This window comes from Streptomyces sp. NPDC058534 (genome assembly GCF_042717365.1).
Lineage (GTDB): Bacteria > Actinomycetota > Actinomycetes > Streptomycetales > Streptomycetaceae > Streptomyces.
This window is the reverse complement of record NZ_JBHXNW010000016.1, coordinates 73,782-85,889: the sequence shown is the minus strand read 5'-3', so window position 1 is coordinate 85,889 and position 12,108 is coordinate 73,782. Positions and strand designations below refer to the sequence as shown.

Below are 12,108 nucleotides of genomic sequence, written 5' to 3'. Positions count from 1 at the left end.
TGGGCTGCGATTTTTTTATAAGAGACCGGATTCCATAACGTCTCGTGGGATCGGTGATGTGTAAAAGAGACAGGTTGTGGACGTGCGGAGCGGCTACTGCTGCTCCGGCCGGTCGCCGCCCCGCTCGCGCCCGAAGCCGAGCTTGCCCTCGGCCCGCTGCTGCGCGGCGTCGACCTGCTTCTCGTGCTTGCCGCCGGTCCGCTCGTTGACCTGGCGCTCGGCGGCGTCGGACATTTTCCTTGACCTGTCCTTGTCCTTGCCGGCCATGCTCTTGACCTTGTCGAGGATGCCCATGCAGCAGCTCCTTCCGAGACGTGACTCTCTGTCGAAGGTACGACAGATATGTCCGACATGCCCAATAAAGCCCTCTATGGTCTGGACCTCTCCGCCGCTACGGTGATACCGGCGATCGAGTCGGGGGAGGGGCGCGCATGGCGCGGCACAGCAGAACCCGTACCGGACGGGCCGCGAGCGCGGCCCTCGCACTGACCCTGGTCAGCGGATGCGAGGGCCTGGAGGGCGACCCGGCCTCCCCCTCGGACAGCGGCGCCGCCGCCCCGGCCGTCAGCCCGCTGCGCAACCCGGACGGCACCGGCCCCGGCCTCGCCCCGGTCACCGGCGACAGCCCCGAGGCGACGGCCCGGAAGCTCATCGACGCCCTCAGGACCAAAGGCCGCGGCCCCAGGACCGGATACGACCGCGACGAGTTCGGCTACGCCTGGATGGACTCCGCCGACGGCGTCCCGCTCGCCCGCAACGGCTGCGACACACGACCTCCTCAAGCGCGACGGCCAGGAGGTCCGCTTCCGGTCCGGCTCCGACTGCGTGGTCGTCGCGATGACCCTCGACGACCCCTACACCGGTACGACCATCGATTGGCGCAAGCAGGAGGCGAGCGAGGTCCAGATCGACCACGTCGTGCCGCTGTCCTACAGCTGGCAGATGGGCTCCTCGCGATGGACGGAGATCAAGCGCGAACAACTGGCCAACGACCTTATGTTGGCTGTGTAGATGTCTCACGGTGATGTGTTTCAGGGGCGGGGTGGCCACATGTCCAGGCGGTGTCTCACGAGCGGCGTGCTGCATGCCGGCGCTGTACTGGTTGTCGGGACGGTCCTGGCGGGCTGTACGGGAGGCGGACTCTCAGGCGAGAGCGGTTCATCAGGCGGTGGCTCGTCAGCGTCCGCCGAGTACGGAGCCAGCCCCTTGGCCGACGCCGACGGAACGAAGCCGGGGCTGGCCCCGATCTCGTCCGAGAAGGACGAGGCGACAGCGCGTGAGCTGATCTCCAAGCTGCTGACCAAGGGGCGAGGGCCGAGGACGGGATACGACCGCGACGAGTTCGGCTACGCGTGGATGGACACGGCGGATGGTGTGCCGCTGGCGCGAAACGGCTGTGACACACGGAACGATTCGTTGAAACTGCACGGGCAGGACGTTCGGTTCCGTGCCGGTTCCGACTGCGTGGTCGTCTCGATGGACTTGTACGACCCGTACACCGGCAAGAACATCGCCTGGAAAAAATCGAAGGCCACCGAGGTGCAGATAGACCACGTGGTGCCGTTGTCGTACGCCTGGCAGATGGGCGCCGCACGCTGGAGCAAGGAGAAGCGCCAGCGGCTGGCCAACGACGTGCTGAACCTTCTGCCGGTCTCGGGCTCCACCAACTCCGCCAAGCGCGACTCCGGTCCGGCGTCCTGGCTGCCGCCGAACAAGGTGATCCGTTGCTCGTACGCGGTCCGCTTCGCCCAGGTCGCCGCCAAGTACGAATTGGCGGTGACCGCGCCCGACCGAGAGGCGATGCTCCGCCAGTGCGGCGGCTGATACCACCCGAGGTCAGCCGGAGTGATCAGGTCGACAACGGTTCGGTACAACCCGGGGCCGCCTGTCGGTGTCGGCCTATACGCTCGACGCGACATCCGCCCGTTCCAGGTACCAGGAGCAGCCATGCACGGCCACGGCTACGCGCAGCCGGTGAAGCAGCCACCCTCATCCGGGTATCTGGTCTCCCTGCGCGTGCTGTTCGTGACCCTGTCGGTCCTCAGCTGCGGCTTCCTGACCTGCGTGATGCTGCTGCGCCTGGCGATCGTCACCCGCAGGTCCGTGGACTGGGGCCTGTTCGTGGCGGTCCTGGCCATCGACATCCTCAGCGTCGTGCTGATCGGGACCGAGCCGGGCGACGAGATCCACACCCCTGGCGGCTACACCGGACTCGCGCTGCTGCTCATCACACTCGTGGCCGTGATCGCCTACTACATCGCGGCCGACGTGCGCCACTTCCAGCAGCAGCGGTACGGCGGCTACGCCCCGACCCCGACCCCCGGCTACGGCTACCCGCAGCAGCCCTCCTCGCCGTACACGGCCACCACCGTGCCGCAGACCGCCCCGCCGCAGACCGCCCCACCGCCCCCGCCGCAGACCGCCCCACCGCCCCCGCGGCAGGCACCACCCCCGCCCGCCCGCATCGACCAGGTCCGCGCCGAACTCGACGAACTCAGCGACTACCTGCGCCGCCACGACGGCAACGGCGGCGCCGGCCACCAGGGCGGAACGTGACCGGGCGGAAAGCGACCGGGACGACAGGAAGCGTCGTCGCCGACCGCTACGAGCTGTCCAAGCTCATCGGACAGGGCGGCATGGGCCAGGTCTGGACGGCGTACGACCGCCGGCTCGACCGGCGCGTGGCCGTCAAGCTGCTGCGCCCCGACAAGGTGGCCGGGCAGGAGGCCGACGAACTGCGCCGCCGGTTCGTCCGCGAGTGCCGCGTCACCGCACAGGTCGACCACCCCGGCCTGGTCACGGTGCACGACGCGGGCAGCGAGGGCGAGGAGCTGTTCCTCGTCATGCAGTACGTCGACGGCGCCGACCTCGCCGACCACCTCGCCGAACACGAGCCGTACCCGTGGCAGTGGGCGGTCGCGGTGGCCGCCCAGCTGTGCGCCGTACTGAGCGCCGTGCACGCCGTGCCGATCGTCCACCGCGACCTCAAACCGCGCAACGTCATGGTGAAGCAGGACGGCACCGTCACCGTGCTCGACCTCGGCGTCGCCTCCGTCATGGACGCCGACACCACCCGCCTCACCCACACCGGCACCCCCATCGGCTCGCCCGCCTACATGTCGCCCGAGCAGGCCATGGGCGGCGCCGTCGGCCCGTACACCGACCTGTACGCACTCGGCGTCGTGCTCCACGAACTGCTCAGCGGCGACGTGCCGTTCGCCGGCTCCACCGCGCTCGGCGTGCTCCACCGCCACCTGTACGAACCGCCGCTGCCCGTGCGCCGCGTCCGCCCCGAGGTCCCCGAGGCCCTCGAAGCCCTCGTCCTGCGCCTGCTCGCCAAGGACCCGCAGCACCGCCCCGACTCCGCCCAGGAGGTCTACGAGCACCTGGCGCTGCTGCTCCCCGCCCGCGGCGTGCCCACCGGCCACGCCCTGGACCCCACCCGCCCCTTCGTACGCCCGCACGCCCCCTGGCCCGACCGCGCCCGCACCCCCGCACCGCAGCCGGCCCCCGTCCCGCCCACCGCCGAGGCCGGCAAGCCGGACGTCGCCCGCGCCGTCGACGAGGTCAAACGCCTCCTCGGCGAGGGCCGCATCACCCAGGCCGTCGACATCCTCGGCGCCATCCTGCCCACCGCCGCCGAACAGCACGGCGAACGCTCCCCGGTCGTCCGCACCCTGCGCAAGCAGTACGCGGCCACCCTCATGGACGACGGCCAGTACCGGCGCGCCCTGCCCGAACTGCGCCGCCTCGCCGACGAACGCGCCGCCGAGGCCGGCCAGGCCGACCCGCAGTCCCTGCGCCACCGCTACGACGCCGCCCAGTGCCTGGAACAGCTCGGCGAACCGGCCGCCGCCCTGGCCGAGTACCGCGCGCTGCTCCCGTACTACGAGAACCAGTACGTCGCCGGCGACCCCGACCTCGCCCACGACGTCCGCCGCCGCGTCGGCCACCTGCTGCTCGCCCTCGGCGACCGCCCCGCCGCCCACGACACACTGGCCCGGCTGCTGCACGACGTGGAGCGCCGCCACGGCCCGGGCCACCCGCTCGCCTCCGACGTCCGGCGGACGCTCCAGTGGCTGGGCCGGATGCGCGGCTGACGACCGCCACCCCGCGCGGGGGCGAGGCGGTGCCCGAAGTCCTGGTGAATCGTTGGTCCAATGGGTTGGCCAGAGCCGGGCCACTGCCTACCATCGATCATCGCAAGACTTTGTGCGCCCGCCCGTCGCCCGACCACCACCCCTGGTGGAGGCGCCTTGCGCCGCACCTGTCTATTGCAATCTCCAACGGGAGGTTTCCTTGCACCGCCGCCGTCGTCCCGCGCTCCTCCTCACCGCCGCGATCGCCGCCGTGGCACCCCTGCTCGCCGCCTGCGGCAACGACGCGCATCCGGGCGCGGCGGCAGTCGTCGGTGACCAGCGCATCACCGTCTCCCAGCTGGAGAACCGCGTCGACGAGGTACGCGCGGCGCAGCGGGCCGCCGTCCCGGACGACACCCAGTACCAGCAGGTCGTCGCCCGGACCGGCACCCTCACCCGCGACACCCTGCACGGCATGGTCCTGGACCAGGTGCTGCACCGCGCCGCCCAGGACGCCGGTGTGACCGTCAGCCGCAAGGAAGCGCAGGCGATGCGCGCGGGCCTGGAGGAGCAGGCCGGCGGCCCGAAGCAGCTGGAGACGGCCTGGCTCCAGCAGTACGGCGTCGCCCCCGAGCGCCTCGACGACAACCTCCGCCTCCAGCTGGAGGCCCAGAAGCTCGCCGAAAGCCTCGGCACCGACACCAGCCGCCCCGAGTTCTGGCAGGCCCTGTCCAAGGCCTCCGCCAAGCTCGACGTCGACCTCAACCCGCGCTACGGCGCCTGGGACGTCCGGAAGAGCAGCCGCGTCAACGCCGAGACGCCGTGGGTGCGGGAGATCACCCCCGCCGGGAGCCCGCAGACGGCGTAACGGTCCTGCGCAGGCCCCCTGTGGACAACTCGGGGGGCCGTCCGAGGCATGCGTTACGTTCGGGGAGTGAACGCAACCACCGCCGACGCGACCACCGCCGACCCGGGCCGCATCGTCCTGCTCACCACCAGCCACCGCGTCGCCCCCGGCCTGCTCTCCTGGCCCGCCTGGCAGGCCCTGCGCACCGCCGACCACGTGCTGTGCGCCGACGGAGCCCACCCCCAGCTGCCCTACCTGCGCGAGGCGGGGATACGGGTCGACGAAGCGGCCCCGACCGCCGAGGAACTGGTCGACGCCTGCGTCGGCGGCCGCACCGCGGTGGTCGTGGCGACCGGCGAGGGCGACCCCGCGCTCACCGACGGACTGTCCCGCCTCGCCGGCTCCGGCCGGGTCCGGATGCCCGAGCTGGAACTGCTCCCCGCCTCCTACGACCTCCCCGGCGCCCGCCTCCTCGACCTCGTCCAGGTCATGGACCGCATCCGCCTCGAATGCCCCTGGTCCTCCCAGCGCACCCACGAGGGCCTCGCCAAGTACGCCATCGAGGAGGCCTACGAACTCGTCGAGGCGATCGAGGACGGCGACCGCGACGAACTCCGCGAGGAACTGGGCGACGTACTCCTCCAGGTCGTCTTCCACGCCCGCATCGCCGAGGAGGACCCGGACGCGCCCTTCTCCGTCGACGACGTCGCCGGCACCATCGTGGCCAAGCTGATCCACCGGCACCCCCACGTCTTCGGCGACGAGACGGCCGCCACCCCGGAGGACGTCCGGGAGCACTGGCTGCGCACCAAGGCAGCCGAGAAGCAGCGCAGCTCGGTCACCGAGGGCGTACCGCTCGGCCAGCCCGGCCTCGCCCTCGCCGCCAAGCTCGCGTCCCGCGTCCGCCAGGCCGGCCTCCAGGTCCCCCTCCCCTCCGGCGAGGGCATCGGCTACGAACTCCTCGCCATGGCCTCCCGCGCCGAGGCCGAGGGCACGGACCCGGAAGCCGCCCTGAGAGCGGCGGCCCGCGCGTACCGGGACGCGATCAGGGAGGTCGAGGGGAGCGGGGGCTGAGGCCGATCAGACGGCGGTGAACCGCACCGGAAGGTCCCGCAGCCCTCGCATGATGAGTCCACCTCGCCAGCGCAGGTCCTCGGGATCGGCGGCGAGCTGGAGATCGGGAAGGCGTCGCAGCAGCGTCTCGAAGGCCGTACGGCCTTCCAGGCGGGCCAGAGGTGCGCCCAGGCAGTAGTGGATCCCGTGTCCGTACCCGAGGTGCTGGCTGTCACGCCGGGTCAGGTCGAGGGTGTCCGGTTCGGTGAAGCGGGCTGGGTCGCGGTTCGCGGCAGCGAGGACGACGAGTACCGGATCACCGGCGGCGATGTGCTGTTGCCCGATGACGAGCGGTTCGGTGGCGTAGCGCCAGGTGGCCAGTTCCACGGGCCCGTCGTAGCGCAGGAGTTCTTCGATGCCGCTGTTGAGCAGCGCCGTCTCACCCTGCTCGATCGAGTTCTGCAGGCGAGCCCGTTCCCGAGGGTGCCGCATCAGCGTGTACATGCCGTTGCCGATGAGGTTGATGGTGGTCTCGAAGCCGGCGAACAAGAGCACGAAGCACATCGCCGCCGCCTCGTTCTCCGTGAGGTGTTCGCCGTGATCGGAGGCGCGGATGAGACCCGAGATCAGGTCGTCACCGAGGTCGTCACGCTTGCGATGGATGAGTTCGGCGAGGTAGGCGCGGATCTTCTTCACGGAGCGGGCCACGCCGCCACGCTGCCCTCCGCCGTGGCGGATCATCATCCCCGCCCAATCGCGCAGGTCGTCCTGATCCTCGCGCGGGACGCCCAGCAGGTCGCAGATCGCGTAGATGGGTAGAGGGAAGGCGAAGTCGTGGATGAGATCGGCCTCACCCCGTGCCGCGAACCGGTCGATGAGGTCGTCCGTCAGTTCCTGGACTCGGGGCGCGAATTCCGCCACGCGCCGGGGCGTGAACGCCTTGGAGACAAGTCGGCGCAGGCGAGTGTGGTCCGGAGGGTCGATGTTGAGCAGGTGCGTCATGACATTGGCGCTGCGCTCACCTGGAATGCCGGTCTTGTTCTTTCCCTTCGCGTCTTCGGCGTGATGGGCGGGATTCTTCGACAGCCGTCCGTCCGCAAGAGCCTCCCGTGCATCGCTGTACCGGGTCACCAGCCATGCCTCGACTCCGCTCGGCAGTTTCGTCCAGTGGACCGGGGAGTGCTGGCGCAACCAGGCGTAGGCGGGGTACGGGTCCGTGGCGAACTCCCAGGTGAAGAGTTCGGGGAGAGGGCTCGGGGCGTTCACGGTACGACCGTAGCGGGGTGGCATGCTGCACCTGGAGCAGGCCCCTCGGCAGGGTCTCATCGTCGTCGTGGTGGTCCACCACCTGGACCGTATCGGCCGTACCGGCCTTGCGTTCTGGGCCTGGGTCCTGGAAGACCGGGGGTCGGCTTCGTATCGGTGACCCAGGACTTCGACACCACCACCGAGTCCGGCCGTCAGCGGTTGCAGTCACACGCGCTGACGGCTGAAGCCGAACGGGACCTCGTTCGCGAGCGCACCCAGGGCGGCCGTCAGCACAGGGCCCTCGACGGCGGCTGGGTCGGCGGCCCGGCGCCGTGGGGGTTGGGAACTGCTGGTCTATGACTGCGTTTGAGTGTGCTCTGGCGTGCATGGGTGAGTACGGCAGTGGGTCGGATGGCTCGGTGTCCGGGTGCGAACGGAAGTCTGTCTGTCGAATGCGTGACCTCTGGTGGGTGGTCGTCGTTGATGGGGTGAGCGGGTCTTCACGGCTGATCGGGGGGTGCGGGGGTGGGTGGTCTGCGGGAGGTTGCGGCGCCGTTTGTGGTGCCCGGTCCGTCAGGGGTGGCGGTCCGGACCCGGCTCAAGCAGCTCACCTCGGCTGACGTGGAGGTGTTGCGGCGGGTGGGTGCGCATCTGGGCGTGCTGGCCTCCCGCGATCTGAAAGCGCGCTGCCGTGACGGGTTGGGGCATGACGCCGGGGCGTGGGCCGCGCGCAAGCGGGAGCTGACGCCGGTGTCGTCGGCCCGGTGGGCGGGTGCGATCACCAAGGCCACGCATGATCAGTGGGCACTGGCCCGCCGTAGTGCTCTCGCCCACATCCAGTCGCTGGAGGCGGGCGTACGAACCCTCGGCCACCGGCTGTCGCTGCCCGTCGGGCAGAAGGGCAATAGGCGGGCTCCGGGTGGTTACCGCAGCAGGCGGGAGTGGCATGCGAAGGCCCGCCGACTGCACGTGCTGGAGGACCGGCTGGTTCGGGAGCGCGCGGACTGGGCGGCGGGCAGGGTGCGCGTGGTGAGGGGTGGCAAGCGGCTGGCCCGCGCGCGGCACCACCTGACCGCCGCCGGGCTCACCGAGGCCCGGTGGCGTGAGCGGTGGGAGGCGCAACGGTGGTTTGTGCAGGCGGACGGGGAGAGCGGGAAGCGGTTCGGGAACGAGACGATCCGCATCAGCCCGGACGGTGAGGTCAGCATCCGGCTCCCCGCCCCGCTCAAGGAGTTGGCCAATGCGCCGCACGGCCGGTACGTCCTGACCGGCAGGGTGGCGTTCGCGCACCGGGGGCAGGAGTGGGCCGACCGTGTCGCGGCGAACCGGGCCGTCGCTTACCGCATCCACCACGATGTCGCCCGTGGGCGCTCGTATGTGACGGCGTCCTGGCAGAAGCCCGTCACCCGTACCATCCCCCTGCAAGCGGCGCTGGCGGAGGGGGTGATCGGGGTCGACATGAACGCCGGCCACCTCGCCGCCTGGCGCCTGGACACCCACGGCAACCCCATCGGAGACCCGCGCCGCTTCTTCTACGACCTGACCGGACCCGCCGAGCACCGCGACGCCCAGGTCCGCCACGCCCTGACCCGGCTCGTGCACTGGGCCACGGCCTGCGGCGTGAAGGCGATTGCCGTCGAGGATTTGGACTTCACCGCGGAGAAGACCCGGGAGAAGCACGGTCGCAGGAAGCGTTTCCGGCAGTTGATCTCCGGCATGCCCACCGGCCGGCTCTGCGCCCGCCTGACCTCCATGGCCGACCAGACGGGCATCGCGGTCATCGCCGTGGATCCGGCCTACACCAGCAAGTGGGGTGCCCAGCACTGGCAGAAGCCCCTGACCAGCAGCACCCGTAAGACGACCCGGCACGATGCGGCGAGCATCGCGATCGGGCGACGCGCCCAGGGCTTTCCGGTCCGGCGTCGGGCGGCACCGCCCCGCACCCACCAGAGCGATGGATGTGGGCATCGGACCGTCCAGGCCCCACCGGACACCCCTGGGCGTGAGGGACCCCGCCACCGTATTCCCGGACCACGGACACGATCCGTGCCGCCGGACACGGAGCGAACGCGGGCGACCAGGACACCCAACACCGTTCGGGGTGCCCGCAGCGTGCAGGAATGGGTCCAGGGCTCACTCCTGCTAACTGAATAGGAACGGTATGCCATTGCCAAGACCGGCACGCGCCGATCCGCTCTCGTCATCAACGAGGCCGAAGCGAGAGTCGTCCGCACGGCGGTCGGCTTCATCGTGGACGAGTCGAACAACGTCTCCGAGACGGCCCGCAAGTTGAACGACCGCGGACAGCTCACCCGCAGCGGTCGACCGTGGACCGCCTCCAACCTTCACCGACGTCTCCCGTGCTCCGCGCACGGCTTCAATCCCAGATGGCCGGATCAAACATGACACGCGCTCAACTCTGTGATCTTCACGTGATCTGCGCGGCATGAACTTGTGACAAGCGATCATCTGCCTATACGTTCACGAATCAGTGTGGCGACGAGCATCACCCGCCGCACGGTCCCCGTCGTCTGTGAAAGGTCGTCGCATGCTCTCCGGGAACGGTCGTCACCGCCGCCCCCGCCAGGCTCCCGCACTGGTCGTCGCCGCCGGAGTGACCGGCTCCGCCATCGCGATCCCGCTGCTCGGCGCCACCGGTGCGCACGCGGCCGGGGCGAACTGGGACCAGGTCGCCGAGTGCGAGACCGGCGGCGCCTGGAGCCAGAACAGCGGCAACGGTTACTACGGCGGCCTCCAGCTGTCCCAGGAGGTGTGGGAGCGCTACGGCGGCCAGGAGTACGCGGCCAGCGCCGACCAGGCCAGTCGCTCCCAGCAGATAAGAATCGCCGAGAAGCTGCACGCGGACCAGGGCATCGCCGCCTGGCCGACCTGCGGTCTGCTCGCGGGCCTGGGCAACGACTCGGGTTCCACGGGCGCCACCGACCTGACCGGTGACGGCTCGTCGGAGGGTTCGCAGGGCCCGGGGGAGGCGAACGCCCCCGAGTCGACCGAATCGACCGCCGACTCCAAGACGCCCGAGTCGACCGAGTCGCCGAAGTCATCGGAGTCGCCGGAGTCGTCCCAGTCGTCTGAGTCGTCCGGTGCATCCGATTCGTCCACTCCGTCCGGCTCGACCGAGGGATCGGAGTCGGACCCCGACGCGTCCGCTTCGTCCCCTTCGCCCTCCTCCTCGCCCTCCTCGTCGTCTTCTGACGCCTCGTCCGATGACACGGATCAATCCGCCAAGCCGGACACATCGCCAGAAAGTGACTCCGCCGCCACCGCCCAACCGGAGGCCACCGACGGCTCGTCCGGCGCGGGCCGGCACCGCGGCGAGAGCGCGGACGAGGGCGGGCCCGTGAAGGGTCTTACGGACAGCACCTCGGGCCGGCACGCCTCGCGTGACGGTGGGTCGCGGGAGGCCGAGGGCGGCTCCTACGTCGTCCGCTCCGGCGACAATCTCTGGGCCATCGCCGACTCCCTTGGCGTCGACGGCGGATGGCGCGCGCTCTACTCCGACAACGAGAAGGTCGTCGGCCACGACCCCGACCACATCCTGCCCGGTCAGACGCTCACGGTCGTGGGCGAATCGGGCGAAAAGTAGGGGGAGTTCGCGTCACGGTTAGAGACTCTATGTCCGTTTTGGATCTCGTGAGAGATAGGTCTCAGAAGCCGTGATCGTCTTTGAAAATCCGCGGAGCGCGTGTCTACGGTCATGACCGCTCGCCACCGCGGGCCCCGACAGCCGCAACGCCGAATCCTGCCAGCGGCCGTACGGGAACAGTCGTCGCGTCAAGCGCCGAAGGCAGGAGCGGGGGACCCAAGGTAAGTGCCGCACCGGGCAGTTCTGCCGGAGTGGCTAGGGGTGGAGCCGAGTTCCGCGAGGAACCCGGCCGGGCAACTCAACCGGCCCGAACCCGACAGCTCACCTCGCAGGCGTCGGTGAGGGGATCAACCATGCTGTTTTCCGGCAAGGGCAAGCACCGTCGTCCGTCCAAGGCCACTCGCGTCATCGCCGTCGCCGGCGTGACCGGTGCCGCCGTCGCCGCCCCGCTGATGGCGGCCGGCAACGCCTCCGCCGCCACCGCGTCCGAGTGGGACGCAGTCGCCCAGTGCGAGTCCGGTGGCAACTGGTCCATCAACACCGGCAACGGTTACCACGGCGGCCTGCAGTTCTCCGCCTCCACCTGGGCCGGCTACGGCGGTACCCAGTACGCCTCCACCGCAGACCAGGCCAGCAAGGCGCAGCAGATCGAGATCGCCGAGAAGGTGCTCGCGGGCCAGGGCAAGGGTGCCTGGCCGGTCTGCGGCACCGGCCTCTCGAACGCCGCGTACACCGGCGGCGGCTCCGGCGAGAGCCAGGACAGCGGCTCGCAGAGCGCGGACAGCGGCCCCACCGCCGACCGCTCCACCGAGCAGAAGGCGTCCCGCTCCGACGAGCGCCCGGCCGTCGAGAAGAAGGCCGAGAAGAAGACCGTCACCACCCCCACCGGCAAGAAGGTCGAGAAGGGTGACGGCGAGTACAAGGTCGTCAAGGGTGACACCCTCAGCTCCATCGCCGAGGAGCACGAGGTCAAGGGCGGCTGGGAGAAGCTGTTCAAGCTGAACGACGACATCGTCGACGAGGCCGACCTGATCTTCCCGGGTCAGCAGCTGCACCTGAAGTAGGCGGCGCCTGCCGCGACTCCCGCCCCGGTGCGTGTTCCCCGTGCGCACCGGGGCGGGATTTTTGCGCCCGGCGCCCGCCCGACGCCCGCCCCGCGCTCGCCCGGCCCATCCGTTCCGGTTTCCGGAAACGTCTTTGTTTCGTTCAGAAACAATTTACGCTCGGTTCTGTCCAGCGGGTGGGCGATCGGCGGGCCGATCGCCCGGAGCCGGTTA

13 protein-coding genes, 1 pseudogene and 1 riboswitch are annotated in these 12,108 nt (G+C 70.3%); of the genes and pseudogenes, 12 read left to right on the top strand and 2 right to left on the bottom strand.

Annotated features, from left to right (window positions below):
* Nucleotides 1-93: 93 nt before the first annotated feature.
* On the bottom strand, nucleotides 94-294 hold the full coding sequence (locus tag ACFWR9_RS12910; RefSeq protein ID WP_383839945.1) for an antitoxin: 201 nt from the start codon (nucleotides 292-294) through the stop codon (nucleotides 94-96).
* Nucleotides 295-431: 137 nt separating this feature from the next.
* On the opposite strand from ACFWR9_RS12910, the pseudogene ACFWR9_RS12905 reads away from it, so the two are divergent.
* The 6 genes and pseudogenes from ACFWR9_RS12905 to ACFWR9_RS12880 form a co-directional block, all read left to right on the top strand.
* A pseudogene (locus tag ACFWR9_RS12905) lies at nucleotides 432-999 on the top strand (DUF1524 domain-containing protein); the annotation flags it as partial.
* 51 nt (nucleotides 1,000-1,050) lie between these two features.
* Entirely contained in the window at nucleotides 1,051-1,824 is a 774-nt protein-coding gene (locus tag ACFWR9_RS12900) for an HNH endonuclease family protein (RefSeq protein ID WP_383839942.1), read from the top strand.
* A 123-nt stretch (nucleotides 1,825-1,947) separates the two neighbouring features.
* Nucleotides 1,948-2,556: a hypothetical protein gene (locus tag ACFWR9_RS12895; protein WP_383839939.1), complete on the top strand. Its 609-nt coding sequence runs from the start codon at nucleotides 1,948-1,950 to the stop codon at nucleotides 2,554-2,556.
* 53 nt (nucleotides 2,557-2,609) lie between these two features.
* Nucleotides 2,610-4,100 (top strand): serine/threonine protein kinase PkaE, encoded by a 1,491-nt coding sequence (gene pkaE, locus ACFWR9_RS12890; RefSeq protein ID WP_383840062.1) that lies wholly within the window; start codon nucleotides 2,610-2,612, stop codon nucleotides 4,098-4,100.
* Nucleotides 4,101-4,299: 199 nt separating this feature from the next.
* Nucleotides 4,300-4,947, top strand: a complete 648-nt coding sequence (locus tag ACFWR9_RS12885) for a SurA N-terminal domain-containing protein (RefSeq protein ID WP_383839936.1) — start codon at nucleotides 4,300-4,302, stop codon at nucleotides 4,945-4,947.
* A 48-nt stretch (nucleotides 4,948-4,995) separates the two neighbouring features.
* The gene (locus ACFWR9_RS12880; RefSeq protein ID WP_383839933.1) at nucleotides 4,996-6,000 is read left to right on the top strand and encodes a nucleoside triphosphate pyrophosphohydrolase; all 1,005 of its coding nucleotides are present in this window, start codon (nucleotides 4,996-4,998) and stop codon (nucleotides 5,998-6,000) included.
* 6 nt (nucleotides 6,001-6,006) lie between these two features.
* Here the strand turns inward: ACFWR9_RS12880 and ACFWR9_RS12875 are convergent, their stop codons facing one another.
* Entirely contained in the window at nucleotides 6,007-7,245 is a 1,239-nt protein-coding gene (locus ACFWR9_RS12875; protein ID WP_383839931.1) for a cytochrome P450, read from the bottom strand.
* A gap of 22 nt (nucleotides 7,246-7,267) precedes the next feature.
* Between ACFWR9_RS12875 and ACFWR9_RS12870 the strand changes: the two genes are divergently transcribed.
* From ACFWR9_RS12870 to ACFWR9_RS12845, 6 genes are all read left to right on the top strand, one after another.
* Nucleotides 7,268-7,405, top strand: coding sequence for a hypothetical protein (locus ACFWR9_RS12870; protein ID WP_383839928.1), 138 nt, complete (start codon nucleotides 7,268-7,270; stop codon nucleotides 7,403-7,405).
* Entirely contained in the window at nucleotides 7,402-7,587 is a 186-nt protein-coding gene (locus ACFWR9_RS12865) for a recombinase family protein (RefSeq protein ID WP_383839925.1), read from the top strand. The genes ACFWR9_RS12870 and ACFWR9_RS12865 overlap by 4 nt, the downstream gene beginning before the upstream one ends.
* A gap of 165 nt (nucleotides 7,588-7,752) precedes the next feature.
* Entirely contained in the window at nucleotides 7,753-9,381 is a 1,629-nt protein-coding gene (locus ACFWR9_RS12860) for an IS200/IS605 family accessory protein TnpB-related protein (protein WP_383839922.1), read from the top strand.
* Nucleotides 9,382-9,393: 12 nt separating this feature from the next.
* On the top strand, nucleotides 9,394-9,633 hold the full coding sequence (locus ACFWR9_RS12855; RefSeq protein WP_383840059.1) for a recombinase family protein: 240 nt from the start codon (nucleotides 9,394-9,396) through the stop codon (nucleotides 9,631-9,633).
* Between the two features lie 142 nt (nucleotides 9,634-9,775).
* Nucleotides 9,776-10,831, top strand: coding sequence for a transglycosylase family protein (locus ACFWR9_RS12850; RefSeq protein WP_383839919.1), 1,056 nt, complete (start codon nucleotides 9,776-9,778; stop codon nucleotides 10,829-10,831).
* A gap of 183 nt (nucleotides 10,832-11,014) precedes the next feature.
* A riboswitch (cyclic di-AMP (ydaO/yuaA leader) is annotated at nucleotides 11,015-11,181 on the top strand.
* Nucleotides 11,182-11,184: 3 nt separating this feature from the next.
* Nucleotides 11,185-11,895: a transglycosylase family protein gene (locus ACFWR9_RS12845; RefSeq protein WP_383839916.1), complete on the top strand. Its 711-nt coding sequence runs from the start codon at nucleotides 11,185-11,187 to the stop codon at nucleotides 11,893-11,895.
* Nucleotides 11,896-12,108: the final 213 nt, after the last annotated feature.

Bases quoted from the DNA above. Each gene is read 5' to 3' on its own strand.
- ACFWR9_RS12845 (WP_383839916.1), top strand. From the start codon at position 11,185: ATGCTGTTTTCCGGCAAGGGCAAGCACCGTCGTCCGTCCAAGGCCACT.
- ACFWR9_RS12880 (WP_383839933.1), top strand. From the start codon at position 4,996: ATGCGTTACGTTCGGGGAGTGAACGCAACCACCGCCGACGCGACCACC.
- ACFWR9_RS12910 (WP_383839945.1), bottom strand. From the start codon at position 294: ATGGGCATCCTCGACAAGGTCAAGAGCATGGCCGGCAAGGACAAGGAC.
- ACFWR9_RS12870 (WP_383839928.1), top strand. From the start codon at position 7,268: ATGCTGCACCTGGAGCAGGCCCCTCGGCAGGGTCTCATCGTCGTCGTG.
- ACFWR9_RS12900 (WP_383839942.1), top strand. From the start codon at position 1,051: ATGTCCAGGCGGTGTCTCACGAGCGGCGTGCTGCATGCCGGCGCTGTA.
- ACFWR9_RS12850 (WP_383839919.1), top strand. From the start codon at position 9,776: ATGCTCTCCGGGAACGGTCGTCACCGCCGCCCCCGCCAGGCTCCCGCA.
- ACFWR9_RS12895 (WP_383839939.1), top strand. From the start codon at position 1,948: ATGCACGGCCACGGCTACGCGCAGCCGGTGAAGCAGCCACCCTCATCC.